The 23,131-nt window shown below is 56.9% G+C and carries 27 protein-coding genes; 12 read left to right on the top strand and 15 right to left on the bottom strand.

Annotated features, from left to right (window positions below; genetic code table 11):
• The first annotated feature begins 137 nt into the window (after positions 1-137).
• Positions 138-776 (top strand): hypothetical protein, encoded by a 639-nt coding sequence (locus ACZ9DP_RS22690; protein WP_476203646.1) that lies wholly within the window; start codon positions 138-140, stop codon positions 774-776.
• 149 nt (positions 777-925) lie between these two features.
• Here the strand turns inward: ACZ9DP_RS22690 and ACZ9DP_RS22685 are convergent, their stop codons facing one another.
• The 3 genes from ACZ9DP_RS22685 to ACZ9DP_RS22675 all read right to left on the bottom strand — a co-directional run bounded on the left by ACZ9DP_RS22685 (position 926) and on the right by ACZ9DP_RS22675 (position 2,756).
• A complete protein-coding gene (locus tag ACZ9DP_RS22685; protein WP_476203645.1) occupies positions 926-1,258 on the bottom strand; it encodes a hypothetical protein in 333 nt (110 codons plus the stop codon).
• 65 nt (positions 1,259-1,323) lie between these two features.
• Positions 1,324-2,259: a hypothetical protein gene (locus ACZ9DP_RS22680; protein WP_476205457.1), complete on the bottom strand. Its 936-nt coding sequence runs from the start codon at positions 2,257-2,259 to the stop codon at positions 1,324-1,326.
• A 179-nt stretch (positions 2,260-2,438) separates the two neighbouring features.
• Positions 2,439-2,756, bottom strand: a complete 318-nt coding sequence (locus ACZ9DP_RS22675; protein WP_476203644.1) for a hypothetical protein — start codon at positions 2,754-2,756, stop codon at positions 2,439-2,441.
• Positions 2,757-2,877: 121 nt separating this feature from the next.
• Here ACZ9DP_RS22675 and ACZ9DP_RS22670 point away from each other — a divergent pair, with 121 nt between their 5' ends.
• The 4 genes from ACZ9DP_RS22670 (at position 2,878) to ACZ9DP_RS22655 (ending at position 6,838) form a co-directional block, all read left to right on the top strand.
• Positions 2,878-4,821, top strand: a complete 1,944-nt coding sequence (locus ACZ9DP_RS22670; RefSeq protein WP_476203643.1) for a multicopper oxidase domain-containing protein — start codon at positions 2,878-2,880, stop codon at positions 4,819-4,821.
• 176 nt (positions 4,822-4,997) lie between these two features.
• The gene (locus tag ACZ9DP_RS22665; RefSeq protein WP_476205456.1) at positions 4,998-6,194 is read left to right on the top strand and encodes an acyltransferase family protein; all 1,197 of its coding nucleotides are present in this window, start codon (positions 4,998-5,000) and stop codon (positions 6,192-6,194) included.
• 201 nt (positions 6,195-6,395) lie between these two features.
• Positions 6,396-6,590 (top strand): cold-shock protein, encoded by a 195-nt coding sequence (locus ACZ9DP_RS22660; protein ID WP_476205455.1) that lies wholly within the window; start codon positions 6,396-6,398, stop codon positions 6,588-6,590.
• 119 nt (positions 6,591-6,709) lie between these two features.
• Positions 6,710-6,838 carry a hypothetical protein gene (locus tag ACZ9DP_RS22655; RefSeq protein ID WP_476203642.1) on the top strand — a complete coding sequence of 43 codons (129 nt, stop codon included), beginning with the start codon at positions 6,710-6,712 and terminating at the stop codon, positions 6,836-6,838.
• Here ACZ9DP_RS22655 and ACZ9DP_RS22650 read toward each other — a convergent pair.
• From ACZ9DP_RS22650 to ACZ9DP_RS22625, 6 genes are all read right to left on the bottom strand, one after another.
• Positions 6,835-7,287, bottom strand: a complete 453-nt coding sequence (locus tag ACZ9DP_RS22650) for a DUF411 domain-containing protein (protein WP_476203640.1) — start codon at positions 7,285-7,287, stop codon at positions 6,835-6,837. The two genes, ACZ9DP_RS22655 and ACZ9DP_RS22650, sit on opposite strands and share 4 nt — an antisense overlap.
• A gap of 287 nt (positions 7,288-7,574) precedes the next feature.
• The gene (locus ACZ9DP_RS22645; RefSeq protein ID WP_476203639.1) at positions 7,575-10,748 is read right to left on the bottom strand and encodes an efflux RND transporter permease subunit; all 3,174 of its coding nucleotides are present in this window, start codon (positions 10,746-10,748) and stop codon (positions 7,575-7,577) included.
• Positions 10,745-12,187 carry an efflux RND transporter periplasmic adaptor subunit gene (locus ACZ9DP_RS22640; RefSeq protein WP_476203638.1) on the bottom strand — a complete coding sequence of 481 codons (1,443 nt, stop codon included), beginning with the start codon at positions 12,185-12,187 and terminating at the stop codon, positions 10,745-10,747. The genes ACZ9DP_RS22645 and ACZ9DP_RS22640 overlap by 4 nt, the downstream gene beginning before the upstream one ends.
• Complete coding sequence (locus ACZ9DP_RS22635) at positions 12,184-12,588, bottom strand: FixH family protein (protein WP_476203637.1); 405 nt, start codon at positions 12,586-12,588, stop codon at positions 12,184-12,186. Before ACZ9DP_RS22635 ends, ACZ9DP_RS22640 begins: the two co-directional genes overlap by 4 nt.
• Before the next feature lie 95 nt (positions 12,589-12,683).
• A complete protein-coding gene (locus ACZ9DP_RS22630) occupies positions 12,684-13,073 on the bottom strand; it encodes a hypothetical protein (RefSeq protein ID WP_476203636.1) in 390 nt (129 codons plus the stop codon).
• Between the two features lie 56 nt (positions 13,074-13,129).
• Positions 13,130-13,651 carry a Spy/CpxP family protein refolding chaperone gene (locus ACZ9DP_RS22625; RefSeq protein ID WP_476203635.1) on the bottom strand — a complete coding sequence of 174 codons (522 nt, stop codon included), beginning with the start codon at positions 13,649-13,651 and terminating at the stop codon, positions 13,130-13,132.
• A gap of 55 nt (positions 13,652-13,706) precedes the next feature.
• On the opposite strand from ACZ9DP_RS22625, the gene ACZ9DP_RS22620 reads away from it, so the two are divergent.
• Together ACZ9DP_RS22620 and ACZ9DP_RS22615 are read left to right on the top strand one after the other, a co-directional pair.
• The gene (locus ACZ9DP_RS22620; protein ID WP_476203634.1) at positions 13,707-14,129 is read left to right on the top strand and encodes a Crp/Fnr family transcriptional regulator; all 423 of its coding nucleotides are present in this window, start codon (positions 13,707-13,709) and stop codon (positions 14,127-14,129) included.
• Between the two features lie 198 nt (positions 14,130-14,327).
• Positions 14,328-14,531, top strand: a complete 204-nt coding sequence (locus tag ACZ9DP_RS22615; protein WP_476203633.1) for a heavy-metal-associated domain-containing protein — start codon at positions 14,328-14,330, stop codon at positions 14,529-14,531.
• Between the two features lie 49 nt (positions 14,532-14,580).
• Here the strand turns inward: ACZ9DP_RS22615 and ACZ9DP_RS22610 are convergent, their stop codons facing one another.
• The gene (locus tag ACZ9DP_RS22610; RefSeq protein WP_476203632.1) at positions 14,581-15,243 is read right to left on the bottom strand and encodes an adenylate/guanylate cyclase domain-containing protein; all 663 of its coding nucleotides are present in this window, start codon (positions 15,241-15,243) and stop codon (positions 14,581-14,583) included.
• A gap of 160 nt (positions 15,244-15,403) precedes the next feature.
• On the opposite strand from ACZ9DP_RS22610, the gene ACZ9DP_RS22605 reads away from it, so the two are divergent.
• A complete protein-coding gene (locus ACZ9DP_RS22605; protein ID WP_476205454.1) occupies positions 15,404-17,875 on the top strand; it encodes a heavy metal translocating P-type ATPase in 2,472 nt (823 codons plus the stop codon).
• Between the two features lie 56 nt (positions 17,876-17,931).
• Complete coding sequence (gene cueR, locus ACZ9DP_RS22600; protein WP_476203631.1) at positions 17,932-18,372, top strand: Cu(I)-responsive transcriptional regulator; 441 nt, start codon at positions 17,932-17,934, stop codon at positions 18,370-18,372.
• Positions 18,373-18,506: 134 nt separating this feature from the next.
• Here the strand turns inward: cueR and ACZ9DP_RS22595 are convergent, their stop codons facing one another.
• The 4 genes from ACZ9DP_RS22595 to ACZ9DP_RS22580 all read right to left on the bottom strand — a co-directional run bounded on the left by ACZ9DP_RS22595 (position 18,507) and on the right by ACZ9DP_RS22580 (position 20,421).
• Complete coding sequence (locus ACZ9DP_RS22595) at positions 18,507-18,998, bottom strand: cytochrome c (RefSeq protein WP_476203630.1); 492 nt, start codon at positions 18,996-18,998, stop codon at positions 18,507-18,509.
• Positions 18,999-19,139: 141 nt separating this feature from the next.
• Positions 19,140-19,544 carry a hypothetical protein gene (locus ACZ9DP_RS22590; RefSeq protein WP_476203629.1) on the bottom strand — a complete coding sequence of 135 codons (405 nt, stop codon included), beginning with the start codon at positions 19,542-19,544 and terminating at the stop codon, positions 19,140-19,142.
• 95 nt (positions 19,545-19,639) lie between these two features.
• Entirely contained in the window at positions 19,640-19,972 is a 333-nt protein-coding gene (locus ACZ9DP_RS22585; RefSeq protein ID WP_476203628.1) for a four-helix bundle copper-binding protein, read from the bottom strand.
• 14 nt (positions 19,973-19,986) lie between these two features.
• Complete coding sequence (locus ACZ9DP_RS22580; protein WP_476203627.1) at positions 19,987-20,421, bottom strand: DUF305 domain-containing protein; 435 nt, start codon at positions 20,419-20,421, stop codon at positions 19,987-19,989.
• 523 nt (positions 20,422-20,944) lie between these two features.
• Here ACZ9DP_RS22580 and ACZ9DP_RS22575 point away from each other — a divergent pair.
• Positions 20,945-21,439: a cytochrome b gene (locus ACZ9DP_RS22575; RefSeq protein WP_476203626.1), complete on the top strand. Its 495-nt coding sequence runs from the start codon at positions 20,945-20,947 to the stop codon at positions 21,437-21,439.
• Between the two features lie 2 nt (positions 21,440-21,441).
• On the opposite strand, the gene ACZ9DP_RS22570 is transcribed toward ACZ9DP_RS22575, so the two are convergent.
• Positions 21,442-21,885: a YqaA family protein gene (locus ACZ9DP_RS22570; protein ID WP_476203625.1), complete on the bottom strand. Its 444-nt coding sequence runs from the start codon at positions 21,883-21,885 to the stop codon at positions 21,442-21,444.
• A 164-nt stretch (positions 21,886-22,049) separates the two neighbouring features.
• Between ACZ9DP_RS22570 and ACZ9DP_RS22565 the strand changes: the two genes are divergently transcribed.
• Positions 22,050-22,244 carry a hypothetical protein gene (locus tag ACZ9DP_RS22565; protein ID WP_476203624.1) on the top strand — a complete coding sequence of 65 codons (195 nt, stop codon included), beginning with the start codon at positions 22,050-22,052 and terminating at the stop codon, positions 22,242-22,244.
• Entirely contained in the window at positions 22,241-23,029 is a 789-nt protein-coding gene (locus ACZ9DP_RS22560) for a COG3904 family protein (RefSeq protein ID WP_476203623.1), read from the top strand. The genes ACZ9DP_RS22565 and ACZ9DP_RS22560 overlap by 4 nt, the downstream gene beginning before the upstream one ends.
• Positions 23,030-23,131: the final 102 nt, after the last annotated feature.

The raw sequence follows: 23,131 nt of genomic DNA, 5'->3' as shown, positions 1-23,131 counted from the left end.
ACCGATATTCGCAACTGAGGAGGCTTGCATCCGCCCCTCAACGCTTGATCCCGACCGGATCGGACTGAAGGCATACGGCGTGGCCGTCCAATCATCCAGCTTCGTGTGTTCTTCGGAGTTAGTGAGTGGAGTCGCTCATGAGCGGTCGCCTATTGTTTGTAACCTTGCTCGCACTCGCAACAGCGGTTTGTCCGACGCGAGGGGAGACCAGGTCGGATTCTGCGTCCGGCGACGTAACCGTTCCGACAGTCTCTGCAACGACACCACGGAATGTGGTCACGGCAGCGCGACATCAACAAAAGGTAGGGCGATTTTTCATTGAGTTCCGTTCCCGCTATGCCCTCAGCTACGGCCACACTTACGTGATTTTTGGGCGTATGGGCAAGGCGGGCAACATCATTGATCGCGAAGTGGCCGGTCTGCATCCGGCTTCGAATAGTGTATTACCCTACATCCTGGGCCATTATATACCGGTGCCAGCCGAGACCGGGGAGAGCGACGGAGACCTGGATGACAGGTACAGGTCGGCTAGCTGGCGCGTTACGCTGAACGAACAGGAATACAGGGACGTTGTTGCGTACATACGCAAGCTGCAGGCCACTTCCCGTTTCTGGCAGGCGACAGTTAGTAACTGCAATGCCTTCGTCGGAAAAATAGCACGTTCCATGGGGTATAAGACGCCCGGCATCTGGCTCCGCCCGCAGCAGTACGTCGTCAAGTTACGAGAGATGAACGGGGGGCCGAATGCGGTCGGTTACACCGGGCCCCCGGGTTAGCGTTTTTCAGCCGACAGCTAAGACAGCTCAGGAGCCGTCGCCTGTAGAGCAGCGGCAATTCCTGGCGGCCACTGGCGTATTCAGCGAGCGACGCAGATGACCATGCCGAGCGCACGGCGATAGTCGGCGCGGACGCTGCTCTCCTTAGCTTAGAAACTCATCGCTGGAGCAAAAAAGCAACGCACTCTGTTTTCGCTGGGAAAAAGGCAGAGGTGATAAGCGCCATCCGGAGACTCTCTTGTTTCGGCCTGCGGGATGGAAAAGACGTGCTTGCGCGTGACCAGGCGATGATCGCCAGGCAGAAGCGTTACTATGTATCCGCCATCACCAGGACGCACAGTTTTCGACGGAATCCTTTGGCAATCGCCGCTCTTACCGTCACCGTTGCAGCAGAAGGGCTCATAGGTGAAGCCCGACGGCGCTTGATGAGCATGAGCGAGTGTAGCCACCACGATCATGATCCCCGCAAGTAGCATTCGCATGGCGTCCTCGCTTTCAGATTTGACGATAGCAGTGCATGGCGCAATCCAGGCCCCGACAAGGTCCGTTATTCCTTTCTGTCGAATGGATCAGCCAACGCCGAAGCCGGACGACTGATCGGATACTTGATGACCGAGACCTTCTCCGCGAGCTTAACGTCGCCGTTTTCCTTGAGCAGCGCACGAAAGCTCGGATGCATTCCGCCATCCTGATAGGCCAGCGGCGTGAAATCTTTGGCAGCCAGCTCCTGGTATTTCTTTTCGTCAGCAGATGATTTGGCTACGACCGCAGGATCAGATGGATCGACGCGCTCCGGACACGCGGCGAGCGGATCGTCGGGGTCGCCATCCTTGAATTCGGCGTCGAAGACGTACTTCGTGCCGCAGGCGGCAACCCGGGGCTCGCGTCGCCGAACCTCAAAAATATCGTAGCCTTCCTTGAGGTTCTTCCAGAAGGCAAAGTTCGGGTCATCACGATGCGCTGCCAGGTTCTGTGGTGTCATGCGAAATGGATAGGCTTGCACCTGGAACGCGCCCTGCCCGCCTTTCAGAGCCTTCTCGACGACAGCGTAGATTTCACCGACACCCTGGTCGGTCAGGGCAAAGCACCCTGATGACGAGCAAGCGCCATGCACCATCAGGGCCTCGCCGGAATAGCCAAGGGCAGCTTCCAGGCGGTTCGGATAGCCGAGGTTAAACGAGAGATAGAACTGTGATTTTGGATTCAGGCCGCCCGTCGAAACTCGGTAGAACCCCTCGGGTGCCTGTCGGTCGCCGGTCTTCATTTTCGGACCCAATTTGCCGGACCAGCGACACATTGGATAAGTCTTGAGCAACGCGTATTTACCGCTGCTGTCGACTTTCCAGACCTCCAATTCGCTTTCCATTTTGAAGATGCGGATGAGAACCGGACTTTCCGGCTTCATACCTTTTGCCCGCATACTAGCCAGCAGCTTCGGCGGAATGTCATGAGAAGCCTCGCCAAGACCATCGAGCGACTGCATGCAGCCGCTCAGGAGCACGGCGACCACGGCAAACGCCACCCAACGGAGCGATTGCCAGGCCCGGGCTATTTGATTCAAGAAATTCGGTAGTGACGATAAACCACTGCTGTGGCTTGCAAATAGAGACGTGCGAAAAGTCATGCCCTTCCCTTTGGTCTGGAATTTCTAACGAAGAAAACTCAGACGAAAGCGATAGGGGGACGTTGCTCGACAGGCTCCAGAATGCCTGTGATCACGACAGAAGCGGTAATGCCAAACAATATAACGGTGGGTCGGATATGAAGAGATTCAGGGGCCTGCGCCACGATGCCATCCGACCAACAGTGCGATCCTGAAAGAGATCGGCCGTCACCGCGATGGTGTCTCCCGGAAGTCGAAGTGGCGCTAATGGAAACCTGACCGGCATGATTATGATCAACCGGCGCGGCGATGCAGGGCGCGGCAAGCGACCCCAGCAGGATTATCGTCGCGATAAAGGCGTTGATCAGCAGGCGCATTTGCTCATTTGCACACAGGCCATCCGTGATTCATCGTCGCCATAATGGTGAAGTTCATCTTTTCGGTCAACGCGTCGGGCTCTACCTTTTGCTTTAGCCTATCACACTTGACCTTCCAACGATGGAAAGCCTCAGCCTGCGCGAGTTAAAAGAGGAGGTTCGTTTGTTCATTCAGCCCGTCGACTATCTCCTGTTTGCTTGGTTCATCCTTGCGGCACTCAGCACCGCGTACGTCGCGTGGGATCAGTTCCGCAACAATCCTGAGCCTGCCGTGATGAAATGGGGCTTCATCCTCGTCACCCTATACCTCGGTCCCGTCGGATTGCTGCTGTACGTGCTCGCCGACAAGGAACCCGCGCCCAATACGCACGAGGAATTCATTAAACCGCTATGGAAACAGGGCATCGGCAGCACGATTCATTGCGTGGCGGGGGACGCAACGGGGATCATCATCGCAGCGGTCATAACGGCGGTGCTCGGGTTGCCGATGTGGCTGGATATCATCATCGAGTACGTGGCCGGGTTCGCCCTCGGCCTTTTCATCTTTCAGGCGCTCTTCATGAAAAACATGATGGGTGGAAGCTATTGGGAGAATGTCCGCAAATCCTTCATGCCAGAATTCATCAGCATGAACGCGATGATGGCGGGTATGGCTCCCGTCATGGCCATTTTGATGATGGGCAGAGACATGAGGGCGATGTGGCCGGGCGAGATGCTATTCTGGGGCGTGATGGCGCTGGGAGTTGGTGTCGGCTTCGCGACGGCCTACCCGTTCAATGCCTGGTTGGTATCCAAAGGCTTGAAACACGGTCTCATGACGGATCGCGGTGACACTCCGGCAGAGGTCACAAAACCGCGTGGCAGCCCTGGACACACAGTTCATCACACGCGCTCTGAGGCGTCTGACCATGCAGCACATAACAAGGACGCTTCCCATCAGGCTGGGCAGTCTCCCGCCTTTGCTCCGACGAGAGCGCAGCTTGCTGCCGTGGCCTCATTCACGACACTCATGCTCGTCGCCGGTTTCGCCTACCCTTTCACCAAGGTGAACATGCAACTGAACGCCCATGACGTCGGTGGTGCCATCATGGCTCCGGGCATGATCATGACGTTCGACACGCCGGGCGACGCTATGTTGGATATGGCGGCAGTCGATCCACGTCGAATAAGCTTTGAGGCTGCCGCCGGGTCCCCCGGTGCAAGGCCCCTGGAACCTCGCCTTGAAGACGGCGTCAAAGTGTTCGATCTGACGGCGGCCGTCATTCGTTGGCCGATCCTGGCGGGCGAGACAGTGGAAGCCTACGCCTATAATAACCAAGTGCCCGGTCCGACGTTGCGGGTTACCGAGGGCGACCGGGTTCGGATCAATGTCACCAACAACCTGCCGGAAAGCACCACCGTCCATTGGCACGGCTTGATCTTGCCGAACGAGATGGACGGCCCCGCCGAGGTTACGCAGAAGCCCATCGAGCCGGGCGAAAGCTATAGCTACGAATACACCGTCGGCCAGAGCGGGACCTATTTCTACCACACGCATGATCACGTCGACCGACAGCAGTCGCTTGGGCTCTACGGTGCCCTGATCATTGATCCGAAGAACCCGACCGACGAAATTCCGGCCGACCTCGAATATACGCTGCAGCTACAAGAGTGGCTGAAACGTGAATGGCTCACCTATCCGGCAATGCCAATGGAAGGCGCATTGCCGAACTTCTTCACCATCAACGGGAAATCCTATCCGGCGACCGACACGATCAAGATGAAGGTTGGTCAGACCTTGAAGGTGCGCTTCGTCGGGTCCCATACGACGGCTATCCACCCGATGCACATTCACGGCGGACCATTCGAGGTAGCCGCAGTCGACGGAGCGACGCTGCAGCAAAGTGCCCGCTATCTTGCCGATACGGTCAACGTCGGACCTGGGCAACGATACGATGTCCTGTGGAGAGCCCAGCGGCCAGGGAAATGGCTCGTTCACTGCCACATCTCCCACCATACGACGAACAATAACGTCGAGGTTCAAGGCGGCGGGGGCCTTATGCTGGTGATTGACGTTGGGGCATGAGGGCATCTGGGTGCCGCTGCAGCGGATATTTGCGACGGAATTTTACGAAAAGTTTAGGCTAATTTATCGATCCAAGACTGCCGGTTTTGATCTGAAAAAAGAAAGCTAAGGTTGCACCAACACGTCTCTGAGCGTGTCCCAATCTTTTCAGAGACAGTCACGGATCGTCACAATGAATACATTCTGCATATTTCCAATCAGCGGGAAGACTCTCGTCTCATACAACAGAAAAGGAGCAATCCAGGGCGGTTGGCCCTGATGTCCTCCGATCATTGGCGATCCTGCTTGTTATGCTCGTTCATCTCCCCGTCGAGGCAACACCATCCTTACTGGTCGGCGTTCGTACCTATGCATGGCTAGGGGTCGACATTTTCTTTGTTCTGAGCGGGTTTCTGATCGGAACCCAACTCTTTAAAGAAGTCTCGCGAACGGGAAGCGTGGGTCTGAAATCCTTCTATCTCCGCCGCGCGTTCCGTATTTTCCCGGCGTTTTTTGTTGTTCTCGGTCTCTATGCAATCTTCCCGGTGCTTCGAGATGCTCCGACGATGCAATCGATCTGGAGCTTTGCGGCCTTCACTGTGAATTTCGACTTCGACCCGCGCGTAGGCCGAGCCTTTACACAGGCTTGGTCGCTTTGTGTGGAGGAGCACTTCTATCTGGTTTTGCCGCTACTCGTCTTGTTCTTGCATCGTCGTATAAGCACGGGTTGCACGCTTCTCATCGCTGCAGCAATGGTGATTGCGGGAATGATCCTTCGATACGCGATTTGGGAAAGCCAAGTCGGCGTCCTCGTTGATGCCAACAAGCTGAGGGATGCCTTCGCGGTCTATCTCAGGGACGTATACTACCCGACATACACCCGCCTAGATGGCCTGATGTTCGGTGTGATCCTTGCTGCTGCGCGGTTTTTCAAGCCGGAACTCTGCAAGCGTTACGCGCCTCCGCGTATTGCCCTGCCGGTGGGCGTCGCTCTCGTCGTGGCCGCTCTCGTGCTGTCTTCGATTCGAGGGCCACTTGAAGGAACCAATCTCTTTCTCGTGTTTCAGGCGCAGCTTGGTTCGGTGGCAGGATTCCCGCTCATTTCCAACGGTATCGCTTTCATTCTTGGCGCTATGCTCGACCTAGAGCAGGTCATGAGACGGTGGCCGATTCCGGGTGCTGCGGTCATCGCCACCCTGTCGTACAGCCTTTATCTGACCCACAAGTCGGCCTTCCATGTCGACAGGCTTATCTTTGGGGAAGAGAACCTCCAGGGCGGCATCGGCTTCGTGGTCTATCTGGCGACGAGCTTTGTGACAGCAACCGTACTCTGGTTTTGCGTAGAGAGGACCTTCCTCCTTCTGCGGGAACGTGTTCTCTCCTCCAGCCGCTGATGCGCGATAACGAGCTTGGGCTTTAACCGCCGGAGCTGGTTATCTTGGCGGAAATCCTAATATCGGCGACAAAATCGTCAGTGGCGAAGACCGGGAGAGTTTCTGTCGCAAAGCCGAGTCGCAAAAGTCGGAGTTCTGCGACCGACTCTTGCGACGGTAGGCATTCCTAATTTTGGTCAGGGGCTGGGATTAAATTTACCCCTGGGTACACTTAAGTGGTTCGATCCGGACAAAGGATTTGGCTTCATCGAGCCGGATGACGGATCGACCGACACTGTCGTCCACATTTCAGCCGTTCAACGTTCGGATCTGCAGGAGGGCCAAAAGGTCAGCTACGACGTCGTCCAGGATCAGCGAACGGGGAAATCGTCCGCTGAGAACCTAAAAGTCCTTTAAGGTGTAGAATGCGGCGGCGGCTGGTGATTTCAACAGCAGCCGCCGTTTCAAGGGAGGCAGACACGTCAGGAAAAAAGAAGCGTTTCCGGTCCAATGTCGCTCTCGTTCGCGAGCATCGCTTGCGGCCGAAACGAGGTGTTCGGCGCGGCGTGCTCGTCAAGGCAAATCGCCAGATCGCACTGCTTGCTTCACTGGCGGCTCTGCTCTTCCTCTGTGCCGTCGCGTTGGAAACGCTCATCCTTGATTAAGACGAGCGCACGCTCATGAAAACTTCGGCCTTCCCGTCCTTCGCCAGACTGTAGACGTCGTACGACGCTTGCGGATCGTTTCCCATTCCAAGTGACCCTGCTGGCATCCCTGGCACCGCCAAGCCCGCAATATCCGGCCGCTTGTTCATAACCGTTTCAACCGCCTCCAATGGAACGTGTCCCTCGAAGAAATAAGGGCCGGAGACAGCAGTATGGCAGCCCTGCATCTCCGCAGGGATTCTGTATTTTGCCTTGATAGCTGCCAGGTCATCGGCATGCTTCGCCGTGACAGTAAAGCCCGCGTTGGTCATTGCGTTCGCCCAGGCCTCGCAGCAGCCGCAATTCGGGTCCTTATAAACGGTCATGTTTTCACCGGCCGCCCGCGCTGGCCCAATCCACGAAATCGATCCAGCGGCAACGACGGACCAAAGGAACTCTCTTCTTTTCATTTTGATTGTCCTTTCGGATGACGTCCGGAGACGGGAGCAGAGTCGAGGCGACCATCGTGCCGGACATGTCAGAATTGCATTATCGGAGTCGAGTCTGTGATCGGTCAAACCACATTTCGGAGAGCGCTTGCCCCGCCTACGGGACAAGCATCCGGCTCAGCGAAAGAACACGTATTTTACGAGCGCTGCGATCACCAGAACGATGACGACAGCACCAATAAGCGCCGCGAGGCCCATTCCCCACATCATTCCGCTGGCCATCATGTCATTCATCATGGCATCTCCTCTCATTCGGCCGCTTCGCTCAGTTCGTCCGAGCCAGGCTTAACGGCGAGCGGAACCTTTGCGCTGTCGGGCAGCCGCCAGCCCTTTACCAGCCCATAGATCGCCGGGATAACCACCAGGGTGAGGAGCGTCGAAGAAATCATGCCGCCGATCATCGGCACTGCGATCCGCTGCATGATTTCCGATCCGGTGCCAGTGCTCCAGAGGATGGGCACAAGCCCCGCCATGATGGCCACAACCGTCATCATCTTCGGCCGGACGCGTTCGACCGCCCCGACCATGATCGCCTGATGAAGATCGGCTCTCGTGAAGTGCCGCCCTTCCGTCGCGCAAATGGAGCGTCGCTCCTTCAAGGCCTGGTCGAGATAGATCAGCATGATCACGCCCGTCTCCGCCGCCACCCCGGCAAGCGCGATAAATCCGACCGCGACGGCGACTGACGCGTTGAAGCCGAGCCACCACATGAGCCAGATGCCGCCAACCAGTGCGAATGGCAGGGACAGCATGACGATCATCGTCTCTGTCAGCGCCTTGAAGTTCAGGTAGAGCAGCAGGAAGATCAGCGCCAAGGTCAGCGGCACGACGATCATCAGGCGTGCCTTTGCGCGTTCGAGATACTCGAACTGGCCGCTCCAGGCGACAGAATAGCCTGCTGGCATTTTCAGGCTTTTTGCGACGGCCTCCTGCGCTTCCGCCACGTAGCCGCCCAAGTCTCGATTGGCGATATCAACGAAGATGTAAACGGCTAGCTGACCGTTCTCTGTCCGGATTGTCGTCGCCCCGCGCGTCAGTTTCACATCAGCTACTTCGCCGAGCGGGACGGTACCGCCGCCTGGCAGCGATATCTGGACGTCCCTAGCAATAGCTTGCGGGTCACTTCGGGAGGCTCGTGGATAGCGAATGGCCACTCCGTAGCGCTCCCGTCCCTCCACCGTCGAGGTGACGACTTCAGAGCCGAGCGCCATGCTGATGACGTCCTGAATATCGTTGACCGTCAGACCGTATCGGCCGAGGGCGATCCGATCTGGAACGATGTCGAGATAGTAGCCGCCAATAACCCGTTCAGCGTAGGCGCTCGATGTTCCGGGGATAGTTTTCAGCACGCTTTCGATCTGGCGGGCGACCTTTTCCATCTCGCCAAGATCGGTGCCGTAGACTTTGACCCCCACGGGCGTTCTGATGCCGGTCGACAGCATGTCGATGCGGGCGCGGATCGGCATCGTCCAGGCATTGGAGACACCCGGAAACTGCAGGGCCGCGTCCATCTCCTGCTTCAGGCTGTCCGTCGTCACCCCAGGTCGCCACTGCGATTTTGGCTTCAGTGTAATGATCGTCTCGAACATTTCTGTCGGCGCTGGGTCGGTGGCCGTCAGTGCCCTGCCCGCCTTGCCAAACACGCTCTCGACCTCCGGGAACGATTTGATGATGCGATCCTGCGTTTGCATCAGTTCGGCCGCCTTGGTCACGGAAATGCCAGGCAACGTGGTCGGCATATACATCAGCGTGCCCTCGTCGAGGTTGGGCATGAATTCGCTGCCGATATGCTGCATCGGCCATGCGGTTGCCGCCAGGATCGCGACGGCGGCCAGGATAGTCAGCGTCTTGACCTTGAGGACTCCCGCGATCACCGGCCGGTAAATCCAGATCAAAAAGCGGTTCAGCGGATTCTTATGCTCGGGCACGATGCGGCCGCGCACGAAGAGGATCATCAAGGCGGGAACAAGCGTGACTGAGAGGAATGCTGCCGCCGCCATGGCGAACGTCTTGGTGAAGGCGAGTGGCCCGAACAGCCGCCCTTCCTGCGATTCCAACGTGAAGATCGGCAGGAACGACACTGTGATGATCAGCAGGCTGTAGAACAGCGCTGGTCCGACTTCGCTGGCGGCGTCGACCAGTATCTTGATCCTTGGCTTGTCCGGTGGTGCGCGTTCGAGATGCTTGTGAGCGTTCTCGATCATGACGATGGCCGCATCGATCATCGCGCCGATGGCAATGGCAATTCCGCCAAGACTCATGATGTTCGCGCCAATGCCGATAATCTTCATGGCGACGAAGGCGATGAGGATGCCGACTGGCAGCATGATGATTGCCACCAGAGCGCTGCGAACATGCAGAAGGAAGGCAACCGTTACCAGCGCGACGACGATGGACTCCTCGATCAAGGTGCCCTTCAGCGTCTCGATGGCGGACTCGATCAATGTCGACCGGTCGTAGACCGGCACGATCTCCGCTCCCGCCGGAAGGCTGCTTTGTACCGAAGTCAAACTCTTCTTGGCGTTATCGATCACGGTCAGGGCGTTGGCTCCGAACCGCTGCAGGACGATGCCGCTTGCGACTTCGCCTTCGCCGTTCAGCTCGGTAATTCCCCTTCGTTCATCAGGAACGAGTTCCACCTTGGCGACGTCGCCCAGCCTGAGCGGCGTGCCGCCCCGCGTCTTGAGCACGGTATTCTCAATGTCGCTGATGCCCTTGAGATAGCCGCGTCCGCGCACCATGAACTCGAATTCGGAAAGCTCGATGGTTCGGCCGCCGACATCCGTGTTGCTGGCCCGGACCGCATTGGAAATGTCGTTAAGCGATATACCCTGAGCCTTCAGCCGAGAGGGATCAACGACGATGGAATACTGCTTCACGAAGCCGCCGACGCTGGCCACTTCGGCGACCCCCTCTGACTTGGAGACGCCGAAACGCACGACCCAGTCCTGCAGAGAGCGGAGTTCCGCAAGCGTGAGGTTCTTGGCAACGACAGCGTATTGGTAGACCCAGCCGACGCCCGTGGCGTCTGGGCCGAGCGTCGGCGTCACACCTTGAGGCAGGCGGCTCGACGCCGCGTTCAGATATTCCAGCACCCGGCTTCGCGCCCAGTAGGGATCGGTGCCGTCGTCGAAGATCACGTAGACGAAGGAGACGCCGAAGAAGGAGAAGCCGCGAACGACCTTGGACTTCGGGACCGTCAGCATCGACGTCGTCAGCGGATAGGTGACCTGATCCTCGACCACCTGCGGGGCCTGGCCGGGATACTCGGTGTAGACGATAACCTGGATGTCGGAGAGATCGGGAATGGCGTCGAGCGGCAGAGACCGCAGGGCATAGATGCCGCCCGCGACGGCAAGCGCCGCGCCGACGAAGATCAGAACGAGATTGTGAGCGGACCAGGAGATGACGCGGGAGATCATGGCTTCACCTCATCTGTCGCCATGCCGCTGAGGGCCGAGTTGAGATTGCTTTCGGCGTCGAGAAGGAAGTTCGCCGCCACCACCACCTGATCGCCTGCTGCGATGCCTTTGGTGATCTCGGTCTGCTCTTCACCGCGCATGCCCAGAGACACATCCTTTGGCTCGAACTTGCCGTCACCTTTGTCTATGAAGACGATCTGCCGGTCACCGGTATCGATGACCGCACTGTTGGGCACGGCAACGACTGGCGTCTGTACGCCAGCTTCGATCTCGACGTCGGCATACATGTTGGCCATCAGAATACCGTCCGGATTTGGAAGCTCGATCCTGACCTTCGTGGTCCGGGTCTCCTGCTGGATTTCTGGATAGATGAGATCGACGGTTCCTTCGAAGGTCCTGCCCGGCAGGCTCCGAACCGTCACGGCAACCGGGCCTCCTTTTTGAATGGAAGCCAGATCGAACTCCGGGACGTCGGCGATGACCCAGACATGCGATGTGTCCGCAATCCGAAACAACGGATCACCCGGTTTCGCCATCATTCCGGTCGTCGCCATGCGTTCAAGGATGACGCCATTACGAGGGGAAACATATTCGATGCTTGTTGGCACCTGATGCTTTTCGGCAATGCTCCGGATCACTTCGTCCGGTACACCCAGGTTCTTCAGTCGAAGCGCCGAACCGGCATCGCTGTTGCGGAGATCACCCTTTCCCGCAGCAAATTCAGCTCCGGCGGTGGCGATCTCCTTGGAATAGAAGTTGAAGAGGTTCTGTCCCTTGCCGATGCGGTCACCAGTTGTCACATTTGCCACGTCATCGATGAAAGCATCGGTGCGCATGGAGATGACGCTGATGAGCCGCTCGTCCAGGGCGACCGTTCCGGGCACCCGGATTTTTCGCGAGATGCTCGCCAGTTCGGCGGCAGCGGTTTTGACTCCGGTGCGTTGCAGCTTGCCGAGTGAGACCTTAACCGTCGACGCGTCGGCCTGGTCTCCTTCAAAGACCGGGATGTAGTCCATCCCCATGGAATCCTTCTTCGGCACCTTGGAAGTGTCCGGAAGGCCCATCGGATTGCGGTAATAAATGACCTTGCGTTCCGTCGCAGCCGATCCTGACGCCGACGTTTTCGGCTGGTCGGAGGTTTCGGCCGTTTTGATGCCTGAGGCCGTAAAGCTGATGTCTTCACTTTCGCGAACGGACACGAAATCGCGCCCGTCCGACGTTTTCTTAGGCTTGGCAGAATATTCGGGCAGCCCGTCCGGATGGCGGTAATAAATAACGGCCCCGGTCGGTTCAGGCTTGCTCGGCTGCGCTTCAGCGACAGCCATGTCTAAAAGCATGTGGAGTTGCTGCTGGCCTACTCCCTGGGCACCAGCCAGGTACGCTCCCCCGCCGACGACGGCGAGGGAGGTAACGGCGGCCAGCCATGTTGCGGTCTTCACGGGGTGGCCTTGACGACGACTTCACCGCTCACGGTTTCGCCTTCGCCCTGAACTTTCGCCCCAAGCTGAAAACGCCACCCGCCTTCCATGCTCAGATTGGTCTTGAACTTATAGGTCCCCGCCTGTTCCGAGGGCAGTTCCTGGACCGGCGTTGTCATCGTCTCCATTCCCTCAGGAGCCATGTCCATCCGGGTGGTGAAAATAACCGCGTCAGATACGGGCTGCCCGTTTCGTTTATCAACGAGACGAACAGAGACTTCGGCATCTGGCCCCTGTTTCACCTCTGCAGACACGAGCTGAAACTCGTAGTCTTGAGGGCTGGCATAAGAAAACGTCGATGAGGCTGACAAAATGACAATCGCAGCGAGACTTCCACGCGCAAAGTTCCTTGTGGTTTTCATAGTTCACATCTCTATAGGCGGGCCACGGCCTCGCCAGGAAACAAGTAGCCGCACTCGCGCTCACGCAAGCAGCGACGGTCAAAAGAGGATGAGAACTAGACGCGTGGTGGTCGTGCCGGAGGCTCCACCACGGCAGATGCCAAACTCGCGTCATGACCAACTAGGAAAGATGGCGCACCTGGATAAGAAACCGATAGGCTGGTGGCGTCTGAGGCTTGCACAAGAAGCATAGACGCGCAAATGAGCGCCAACGGGCAGTTCTTCGAGCAGTCAACTGGCGGCTGCTTCTCGTCCGGACAGCAAGGCATCTCCTCGGTGATGGAAGCGGTATCCGCAGACGCCATCTGCATGTCCATGCCCGCCATCGCGGCAGGTCCTGACGAGGCCATCGCGCTTTCCGCCATGCCCATACTCACCGGGCCAAGAATGACTCCGAGCATTGCAAGGACGCAAAGCAGGCGTTGAATGGCGGCGACGAACTTCATCTGCCTATACTCGCATGCCACCTTGGCCGAAGAAAGCGGGCTCACGAAAATTTGTGCTATTTCCGATATCCGCGAAGCTCATTGTATTCGGCAATCTGCTCTGCCGTCAGGATCGCTGCTACCTCCAGATGCGCTGAAAGATGAATCATTCGCAGGCGTGAGCGGCTTTCCTCAGCGTTATCGATCAGGGCCGGTAGTTGGCTTTCCGCAACTGACCTGTCCTTGAAGACGGCATCAAGCTCGCGCTCGGCTGCCACGAACGTCTGCCCTTCCTGTATCGCGCGACGTTGCATGTCATCGAAAATCGACTGAACGCGCCCCACCTGTTCCTCCGTCAGCCCAATCTCATCTTTCATCGAAAGCAGATGTGATGGGCCTGGATATCCATTCAGCTCCGCCGGTTTCGCAAGGCCCCAACCGCCGCCACGCATCAGCTCGGCGATGTCAACTTCGGAAAGGGATTTGATCTGCCTTCCAGTTTCTTCGATGTATGGCGATATCGTGTGGTTCTGGTGCTGTTCAGCCGCGAACGTGGGATTGGAAAGAAGAACGACGGCGATAGTCGAAACAAACCTCATGGGGGTTCCTCAGTTTGGATGCCCTCCACTCTTGCCCGCTTTCGCTGACTGCGACATGATCGCCATCATGTCCAATCCATTTACCGACCAATTTCTTCGACTGTCGACGGGTAAAGGAGACTTTGCCGCCGGTCAGCGCATCTTCAATCAAGGTGACGGGATCACACGATTGTATCTGGTGCGGGCCGGTGCAATCCATCTTGTTCGATATCAAGCTGATGGAAACGTCGCGGTGCTGCAGCGTGCTTCGCCAGGAATGGTCCTCGCAGAAGCTTCCGTGTTCTCGTCCCGGTATCATTGTGATGCCGTCGCCGTAACGAACTCGGAGGCGCTGATCATTCCCGTCAGTTCATCAGAAGGCTCCTGCGGAGTGATCACGTATTCGCAGAAACCTGGGCTTCTTATCTGTCACATCAGCTGCAGCAGGCACGAAAGCGTGCGGAGATCACCAGCCTCAAAACTGTGGCGGCACGTCTAAGCGCATGGCTTGCGTGGAATGATGGGTTGCTACCATCAAAGGGCGAATGGAAAAACCTCGCTGATGAGATCGGAGTCTCGCCGGAAGCGCTCTATCGAGAGCTGGCAAAACGCGGCAAATCTTTTTCGCCTGCGGGTTCTTGACCTTCCCATGGTGGGAAGCCCCACATGTGAATGGTCGCAAATTACGGAGACCACCATGTACGAGTTCGACATTCAGAATATGACCTGTGGCCATTGCGCGAGCACAGTCGAAAAAGCAATCAAAGCAGCCGACCCGGAAGCGTCCGCTACCATTGATCTTACGGCCAGGACTGCCAGCGTGCAGAGCAAGCTCGAACCGGCGGCCATCAACGCTGCCATCGAAAAAGCGGGCTATCCGTCTAGCTTCAAGCACATTTGATTTCCGTAGCGGGCCGCCAAGTTAAACAGGCGTCCCCATCCGCTTACTGTCACCGGGGCAACTCATAGGTCTGCGGCGACCGTCGATATGCCTCTTCACAACGCGGCGAACAAAACCACGGCCCCTGCGGGGCGGCCCGCCTATAGGCTGAGTACGGTGCATGCATCTTACACACCGGATCGATCCAGGCCGGATCAGCCAACGGAGCAAGCTCGATTTCATAGAGAGGGACTTGCCCGGCTACCGATCTAAGCGCCACCATTCCGAGGTCTCGCACCAGGATGCCTCTGGCGATAGCCGCCTCGGCAACGGGTTGAGTGGCAAGTAATTGACCAGGCGATGCGAGCGCGGCTATCCGTGCTGCAATGTTGACAGTCGTGCCAAAGAGATCGCCTGCCCTGCGGATGACCGGCCCATGGTTCAGCCCCGCCCGAGTGAGGGGTAGCCGCGACTCTTTGCGGCATGCCTGCAACAACGTTCCGAGTACCTGGATCGCTGTATCGGGCTCAGGAAACGAGAGCATTGCCTCATCGCCGATCCATTTGATCGGGGGCTCATAGCCGCTGAGGGCGTCGCGGACCATGCTCTCGAATACCTCAAGCACATCAAGCGCGGCCGCATCTCCATAAACGTCCGCAATAGCGCTGAATCCCGCGATATCTATGAACGCAACGGTGGCCGGTGCTTTATCCAAATTCTCTCGCTGCCTCACATCGCTCTCCATGGCCCGAAGATTTGATCCCTAGCAACACCGCATTCTCGCTTGCGTCGGCTTCCTAAGCAACTTCGGAAATTCATTGCCAACAAGAGCCCTTGACCTTCCCATCATGGGAAGGATTACTTATGTATGCAGCTCAATAAGGGACCCTCCCATGACTGCCATATCACAGATCGAAAAATCGCTGCCCATTCCGACCGAGTTCGGGATCGAAGGAATGTCCTGTGCGTCGTGCGTCGTCCGGGTCGAGAAAGCCATCAAATCTGTTCCCGGCGTCGAGACCGCGTCTGTCAATCTCGCGACAGAACGGGCGACGGTAACGTTCAAGGATGCGGTCGATACTGTCGCTGTCTTGCAGGCCATCGAGGACGCGGGATACGAAGCGAAAGTCGAAACTCAGGAATTTCTCGTCGAGGGTATGACCTGCGCGTCTTGCGTCTCGCGCGTCGAGCGTGCCCTCAAGGCGGTTCCAGGCGTTACGGAAGCCACCGTCAATCTTGCGACGGAGAAGGCGACAATCCGTTATGTCGCAGGCGCAACGACCTCAGCGGCTCTCTCCGCAGCCATCCGCAATGCGGGTTATGAGACCAAAACCACTGTCAATGTTGCCACTGAGGATCAAGAAGACAGGCGCGACGTTGAAATTCGGTCGCTTGCTCGACAGCTTCTTCTCTCCGCCGTTCTGACTTTGCCCCTTTTCGTAATGGAGATGGGATCGCACTTCATTCCCGGGGTCCATGAATTCATCATGGATACCATCGGAATGCACGAGAGCCTGTATGCTCAGTTCGCGCTGGCAACCATTGTCCTCTTTGGACCGGGGTTTCGATTCTTCCGGAAAGGTGTGCCAAACCTACTGCGTTGGACACCTGATATGAATTCGCTCGTGGTTCTCGGGACAACGGCGGCGTGGGCCTATTCGGTCGTCGCCACGTTTCTTCCGAGCGCCCTGCCCGCCGGTACCGTCAACGTCTATTATGAAGCAGCGGCCGTCATTATCACGCTGATCCTCCTGGGTCGGTACCTTGAGGCTCGGGCGAAAGGCAAAACCAGCCAGGCAATTAAGAGGTTGCTCGGTCTTCAGGCCAAGACAGCCTTTGTTGATCACGGCGGCGAGTTTGTCGAAATCCAGATCAACGATGTGGTTGTCGGCGACGTCATTCGAATTCGTCCGGGCGAAAAAGTGCCGGTTGACGGCACCGTGGTATCTGGTGAATCCTACGTCGACGAAGCGATGATCACTGGGGAACCCATACCAGTCCTGAAGTCCGTCGACAGCGAAGTCGTCGGCGGCACCATCAACAAGAACGGTTCCTTTACATTTCGCGCAACGAAAGTTGGAAGCGACACCCTGCTCGCGCAGATCATCAAGATGGTGGAAGCCGCGCAGGGTTCTAAACTGCCGATCCAGGCGTTAGTCGACAAGGTCACCAGCTGGTTTGTACCTGCTGTTATCGCTGCGGCTCTCCTAACGTTCACCGCGTGGATGCTCCTCGGTCCGTCACCGGCCCTGAGTTTTGCGCTGGTCAACGCTGTTGCCGTCTTGATCATCGCTTGCCCTTGCGCAATGGGCCTGGCAACTCCGACTTCAATCATGGTCGGTACCGGCCGCGCCGCCGAACTGGGCATACTGTTCCGCAAAGGTGAAGCTCTGCAGAGCCTGCGTGATACCAAGATCATTGCGGTGGACAAGACAGGCACCCTCACGAAAGGCAAACCGGAACTGACCGACTTTCAGGTTTCGCCCGGGTTTTCTCATGACGAGGTATTGACTTGGGTGGCCAGCCTCGAAGCGCTGTCGGAACATCCCATCGCGGAGGCAATTGTTGCCGCTGCAAAGGCTAAAGGTCTGCCAACATTGGATGTCACGGGTTTTGAAGCTGCGCCCGGATTTGGCGTGAGCGGACAGGTGGCCGGGCAGAAGGTTTTGATAGGTGCTGACCGGGCGCTCGCTCGGGCGGGCATCGGCGTGACGGAGTTTGCGACAATTTCCGGTGATCTCGCCGGAAAGGGCAAATCGCCTTTATATGCGGCGGTTGATGGGCAGCTTGCTGCGGTCATTGCAGTGTCCGATCCGATCAAGGAGACCACGCCTGCTGCCATCAAGGCCCTGCACGCCCAAGGTCTGAAAGTAGCGATGATTACCGGTGACAATCGCCGAACAGCCGAAGCAATCGCGTCGCAGCTGGGCATCGACCACGTTGTTGCCGAAGTGCTTCCCGACGGAAAGGTCGAAGCTGTGAAGCAGCTCCGTAAGGGCGGCGAGAAGGTCGCCTTCATCGGCGATGGCATCAACGATGCCCCTGCTCTCTCCGAGGCCGATGTCGGCCTGGCGGTTGGAACAGGTACCGATATCGCAATCGAAAGTGCGGATGTCGTGGTGATGTCCGGAGACCTTACAGGCGTCGCGCGAGCTATCGAGTTGAGCCGAGCGACCATGCAGAACATCAAGCAGAACCTGTTCTGGGCGTTCGCCTACAACGTCAGTCTCGTGCCAGTGGCCGCAGGTATCCTGTATCCGGTGAACGGCACCCTTCTGTCGCCCGTGCTCGCCGCAGCTGCGATGGCGATGTCCAGCGTTTTCGTTCTAGGGAATGCGCTGCGGCTGCGCTCGATCAGTCCATAACGCTGAAGTGGCCGCTCAGGTCCTTTGGGCGGCCACACTGTTCAAGGAGTAAAGCAATGAATATCGGACAAGCAGCGAAAACCAGCGGCGTATCAGCGAAGATGATCCGGTACTATGAACAGATCAAACTGATCCGCCCGGCGCACCGGACCGAGTCCAGCTACCGAACCTATAGCGAGAATGACATCCACACCTTGAAGTTCATTCGCCGCGCCCGCGACCTCGGCTTCTCGGTAGAGCAGATGAAAACGCTGCTTGCCTTGTGGCGCGATAAGTCCAGGTCGAGTGCAGATGTGAAAGCCATAGCCCTGGAGCACGTCGCCGAGCTAGAGAGAAAGGCAGCCGCTATCCAAGCGATGAGCAGGACGCTGAAGCATCTTGCTCATCATTGCCACGGCGATGAGCGGCCAGACTGCCCAATCATTGAAGAGATTGCCAAGGCTCATGATGATGATTTGCCCGCAATCGGGGCCAAGTTCGGCGTGCAGGCTCTCTGACAACTCGCCCGACAACGGGAGCGGCTCGCCTCCAACAGCATACCTCGTCAGGCTGCCAAACGGCTCCGGCAAAAGGCAACTGTTAGCCTTCTCGCCGAGAAAAAATGGACGCCGTCTTCGACGCTGAGTGGGACTCAGTGTCCCATGCGGTACCGAGCGTGACAGGTCGTACATGTCTGCAGCATTAGGTGAAAGGCATGCTCTGCAGGCATCGACACCAGGGCCCCGCTCGATGCATGAGTGCCTAAAGGACCGCCGCCCATGGGTTCTCCCGGCTTCATGCGCATCTTGTCTGTCATCGCGACAGGATTTTCTTGGGCCGCGACGTCAAGCGCCTTGGCATAATCCCGAAGATCGTTGGCCAGTCTCGCAAAGCGATCTTTCTCTTCAACGATGTTTGGCTTCGCCTTGGAGCGGGGATCGGTGATGCCCTCGGCAAAATGATCAATCAATCTCTCGCCTGCCTTATCGCGGATCGTGTCTGCAGCCGATCCAAAATCAGCCGACCTATAGCTGTTGGGGTCCCGGAACATCTCTGAGATGCTCTTGGCGGCGTCGGAAATTGCTTTCATGTCGGCTTGCCGAACATCAACGATATCGCCTGCCGCTGCGACGGGCGCAATCATCAGGAAGAGCGGGAGAAATGCCCTGCGCGGAATCCGCTTTAGGAATTCGTCACGATATTTCAGAACAAACCTCCCATTCCAATCGAGCTGCCAGTTTTATCGTCCGCAAATTGAAATTGTCTGGCGGAAGACCCACGGAATTCAGATGTTGAGGCCGCTCACATATCGCAGAGTTTTCCGCTCTCGCATCCCCGAGACGAATTCCATCACGATCTGGTTTAGTTCGTCGCGAGGAAGGCCAACGAGAGCCTTGTACTCGTCATCTTCCAATCGTTCTTCATCTCGACTGGAAAGGTATCGCTGGATAACATCAATCGTGTTTTCATTGTCTACTTCTCTGAGGATTTCGTCGCCGATCCCCGAATCCCTTAAAGCTTCACCGATATTCATGCCGCGCACCCACTCTTGAACCTGATCTTTGAAATTACGCAATGCGCCCAGATGACCGATCTGGAAAAGACCGAGAATTCTTTCGTCTTCATCCTGCAAAGCACAAATGAAAACGAAGCATCGTTGCCAATCTTCCAGCGTCCTTTTATCGCCCACTAGGAAGCAGTACCCCGCGAGATTTTAAAAAAGATGAAGCGCGTCGTTTTCAGTTGCGGCGTGAATGGAGAGCGCTCAAGCGCCCTCCATTCCGCTTACACTCCCATTTTCTCGCAGCTTTCCGCGCAACGACGGCACGCACCGACACAGCTGTCCATATCGCCGACGCGTTCGCAATCAGCCGCACACTGCCTGCAGATTTCTGCGCATTCACGGCAGGTGTGCTTGTGGTGCTCTGTGCCGATCAGCATAAAATGCGCCGACGTCCTGCAGATTTCAGCACACGCCATCATCAGTCGAAAATGATCTGGTTTCGTGTGCTCACCGCCCATTGCCAAGCAGTGTGTCATCGCCATCGACAGACATTCCTGATAACAGGCGAGGCAGTTGTCGATGCACTCCTTCATCTCGGGCGATACGTTATGCATGGTCGGGTCTCCTGTTACTTTGCTTCCTTGTCGAGCCACTTGGTCATGTCCACGATCTCTTTCTTCTGAGCATCGATGATCATCTGAGCCATATCCTTGGCTTCCTTATTGTCGCCGTATTTCAGCTCAACCTCAGACATGCTGATCGCGCCCATGTGGTGAGCGATCATGCCGCAAACAAAGGAGACGTCCGCATCCTTCTTCATCATGCCCTGCATCATGTTCATGTGCATGGACTTCATGCCGTCCATCGATGCCTTCTGATATTCGGTCATCTCTCCCATTTGCATGCCGCCGCCCGAGGACATGCCCATCTTCGACATGTCCATGCCTTCGGTTTTGCACTTTTCGGGATAGGTCATCTCCTGGGCCGATGCCGAAAGCGGAGCCAGCGACAGCAGAGCAGCTGCGCCGAAAATGGCGAGCGAGGTTTTCACGAAAACGTTCATTGGATTCTCCTTTTGAGATCAGTTGCTGCTTGAAGACCTTCAAACGCCGCTAATCTTCGGCGGCGGGTCTATCGGCCTGATCAGGAGAAGCGGACTGGAGTTGGCCACCGACGGGCGAACGACGAGCGGCTCCGAAAGTGGCTGCGCGGCGATTGGAAGTGCGGGCATGATTGGACAACAATGCATGCTCACGCAGCACACTCCCGGAAGACGATCCAGCTGGTGACTTTGGGAATGCCCCGCAGGCACACGCAGAGAAATGCAGCCTTCATCGCCTGCATTGGCGAGGCGGCCCGGCATGTTGACCAAGGTCATCGCCACCAGCAGGATGACGGCTAGACGGCAGATTTTACTCCAAGTGGCCATGCGTCGAGATTCCCTTCCGCCAGAGAACTCTCCCAGTAGAAAGATGTTCCGCTAACCCTCTGAACTGGATCAACCGAGCGAGAAGGCAACGGCCTGGAAATGCCTTAACCGAAGTTCAAGGGACGTGCGATACGAGTGGTGGCGTTGAGGGATTGAGATGACGCCGCGCTACTCGCTTTTGCAGATTGTGCTCCATTGGGTTGTGGCCGTGCTGATACCCATCCAGTATTGGACAGGCGGAAGCATCGAGCGGACGCATCACGCGGTTCACATGGGCCTGTCCCCAGACCCATGGGACGTGATCCTGCATCACGCTCATAACTACGCCGGGATGACTATCGGGGCGCTTATGGTTGCCCGGTTCAGTCTCCGGGTCATTCATCGCAGCGCTTTGAGGCATCCAGCAAAAAGCCCGGTGGATCGGCTTGCGCGAGCGATGCACTTTGCATTTTACGCTGCGATTATTGCTCAGGCGGTCATGGGCTTCGTTGCAAGCTACCTATGGCTCGGGATCGCGCCAATTCATATACTGGGCTCGCGGGTTATTCTGGCGCTATTGGCGCTGCATATCGCTGCGGCTGCGTGGCACACATTTGTTTGGCGCGACGAAACTGTCGACCGGATGATCTTTCCCAGACGCACAGCTTCTTGAGTTTACGACATCAGTTTCAGAGTGGCGAGTGTCAGAACGACGTAACGCCCTGTCTTGGCAATGAATACCAGGATCGTGAACGTCAAAAGCGGCTCGCGCAATACGCCTGCTACGATGGTCAGGGCGTCTCCGAACAGCGGCATCCAGGATAGCAAGAGCGACCATTTCCCGTATTTGTGGTACCACCGGGACGAACGTTCGAGGGTTTTCTCGCTGACAGGAAACCAGCGTCGATCACGAAAGCGCTCGATGCCTCGCCCGAGGAACCAGTTGAGGACGCTTCCTAGCGTATTGCCAATGCTCGCCACCGCGAGAAGCAGAATCCAGGAGAATTTTCCGCTCAGCACCAAACCAACGAGCACGGGTTCCGATTGCATCGGAAGAATGGTGGCAGCCCCGAGAGCGACCAGGAAAAGGCTCGCATACGCGGAAATGTCAGAAAACATTGATGCTGTTACCCGTAATCCTGCTCTCGCGGAAAGCCTGTTTGTCCCCTACGCAGCGTTTCTAAGCGTGTTCGGCATATTAACCGATACTTAATGCCGCGCTTGCGGCCATCTCGACTCAGGATCGAATTCGGTGGAGAATTCGCTGAAATCTGGGGTTGGTGATGAAACGTACTCTTCTTGCGTTATCGTTTATGGCGGTCGCGGCCGGTTCGGCTATTGGTCAGTCGCCGAGCGACACCGCTCCCTTCGTCTATCTTCCGGAAATTCCAAATGCCCTCGTACTCAACGGATCAATTGATTCCGTGCGCCGCTTGCCTTTAGGCGAGCCTTGCAAGCTCATCCAGAAACGCAGGTGATAATCCTCCAAAGCGACGGCGGCTCAGTCCAGGCCGCTTTGCTCATCGCAGAAGAAATATACGACCGCAAGCTGAGTACGCTCATTCCGGAAAGAAGCCTGTGCGTTTCAGCCTGTTCCTATGTCTTCTTCGCTGGTGTGAACCGGCTGGCGTCAGGCCAATTGGGTGTTCACCAAATCTCCGGGTCCGAAGACATTGAATCTGCGCAATTGAACCTGTCGGACGTCATCGAAACGCTGAGCAAATATGACGTCCCACCTGCAGTGATAACGCGAATGCTCCGGACGCCGCCAAAGGCCATCTACATCTTCAATCCGGCGGAGATTTCATCGCTCAAGATTAACCGTGCAGCGGGCACCGTGCAGACCACCTCACCGCCCAGCGCGGTTGACGAAGACACGGCAAAGCAATTTGTTCTGGGCGTCATCACCGCAAGCTCGCTACCCAAAAGCGATCTGCTCACACTCACCTCGAAAATCTATTCTGACGACATTTCTTTTTATGGCACGACAAAATCGAAACCCGACGTCTTGGCTGAGAAAGCGACGTACGTCGACAGATGGCCGATGCGAAGCTCTGTCGTCCAACCGGACAGTGTTGTCAGCTCATGTAGGGCGGGGCGCTGTCGGGTAAGTGGGATTTATGAGTGGCATGTGTTCGATCCCAAAAGAAACAAGCGAGCGTCCGGCTCGGCAGAATTTGTCTATGAAGTTGACATGAATGGACTGCGCATCGTGGTTGAAGATGGCAAGGTTATCCGTCGTCAAAAGAACGGAGAGAGATAAGCAGCGCGTGCCCGCCGATAGACTCATTTCACCTTGACCTTCCAACCCTGGGAAGGTTCATGTTCCTCTAACTCGCAACACCGTCGTCACATAAACGACGCG

The sequence above is a fragment of the Rhizobium sp. USDA 4016 genome, from assembly GCF_056279705.1.
Note: the sequence above shows the minus strand (reverse complement) of the source record. Positions and strands in the feature narration are given on the sequence as shown.

What these genes read in the sequence shown, in the direction of transcription:
- ACZ9DP_RS22690 (WP_476203646.1), top strand. Translation starts at nt 138, where the DNA reads ATGAGCGGTCGCCTATTGTTTGTAACCTTGCTCGCACTCGCAACAGCG.
- ACZ9DP_RS22685 (WP_476203645.1), bottom strand. Translation starts at nt 1,258, where the DNA reads ATGCGAATGCTACTTGCGGGGATCATGATCGTGGTGGCTACACTCGCT.
- ACZ9DP_RS22680 (WP_476205457.1), bottom strand. Translation starts at nt 2,259, where the DNA reads ATGCAGTCGCTCGATGGTCTTGGCGAGGCTTCTCATGACATTCCGCCG.
- ACZ9DP_RS22675 (WP_476203644.1), bottom strand. Translation starts at nt 2,756, where the DNA reads ATGCGCCTGCTGATCAACGCCTTTATCGCGACGATAATCCTGCTGGGG.
- ACZ9DP_RS22670 (WP_476203643.1), top strand. Translation starts at nt 2,878, where the DNA reads ATGGAAAGCCTCAGCCTGCGCGAGTTAAAAGAGGAGGTTCGTTTGTTC.
- ACZ9DP_RS22650 (WP_476203640.1), bottom strand. Translation starts at nt 7,287, where the DNA reads ATGAAAAGAAGAGAGTTCCTTTGGTCCGTCGTTGCCGCTGGATCGATT.
- ACZ9DP_RS22645 (WP_476203639.1), bottom strand. Translation starts at nt 10,748, where the DNA reads ATGATCTCCCGCGTCATCTCCTGGTCCGCTCACAATCTCGTTCTGATC.
- ACZ9DP_RS22635 (WP_476203637.1), bottom strand. Translation starts at nt 12,588, where the DNA reads ATGAAAACCACAAGGAACTTTGCGCGTGGAAGTCTCGCTGCGATTGTC.
- ACZ9DP_RS22630 (WP_476203636.1), bottom strand. Translation starts at nt 13,073, where the DNA reads ATGAAGTTCGTCGCCGCCATTCAACGCCTGCTTTGCGTCCTTGCAATG.
- ACZ9DP_RS22625 (WP_476203635.1), bottom strand. Translation starts at nt 13,651, where the DNA reads ATGAGGTTTGTTTCGACTATCGCCGTCGTTCTTCTTTCCAATCCCACG.
- ACZ9DP_RS22620 (WP_476203634.1), top strand. Translation starts at nt 13,707, where the DNA reads ATGATCGCCATCATGTCCAATCCATTTACCGACCAATTTCTTCGACTG.
- ACZ9DP_RS22615 (WP_476203633.1), top strand. Translation starts at nt 14,328, where the DNA reads ATGTACGAGTTCGACATTCAGAATATGACCTGTGGCCATTGCGCGAGC.
- ACZ9DP_RS22605 (WP_476205454.1), top strand. Translation starts at nt 15,404, where the DNA reads ATGACTGCCATATCACAGATCGAAAAATCGCTGCCCATTCCGACCGAG.
- cueR (WP_476203631.1), top strand. Translation starts at nt 17,932, where the DNA reads ATGAATATCGGACAAGCAGCGAAAACCAGCGGCGTATCAGCGAAGATG.
- ACZ9DP_RS22595 (WP_476203630.1), bottom strand. Translation starts at nt 18,998, where the DNA reads ATGATTGCGCCCGTCGCAGCGGCAGGCGATATCGTTGATGTTCGGCAA.
- ACZ9DP_RS22585 (WP_476203628.1), bottom strand. Translation starts at nt 19,972, where the DNA reads ATGCATAACGTATCGCCCGAGATGAAGGAGTGCATCGACAACTGCCTC.
- ACZ9DP_RS22580 (WP_476203627.1), bottom strand. Translation starts at nt 20,421, where the DNA reads ATGAACGTTTTCGTGAAAACCTCGCTCGCCATTTTCGGCGCAGCTGCT.
- ACZ9DP_RS22575 (WP_476203626.1), top strand. Translation starts at nt 20,945, where the DNA reads ATGACGCCGCGCTACTCGCTTTTGCAGATTGTGCTCCATTGGGTTGTG.
- ACZ9DP_RS22570 (WP_476203625.1), bottom strand. Translation starts at nt 21,885, where the DNA reads ATGTTTTCTGACATTTCCGCGTATGCGAGCCTTTTCCTGGTCGCTCTC.
- ACZ9DP_RS22565 (WP_476203624.1), top strand. Translation starts at nt 22,050, where the DNA reads ATGAAACGTACTCTTCTTGCGTTATCGTTTATGGCGGTCGCGGCCGGT.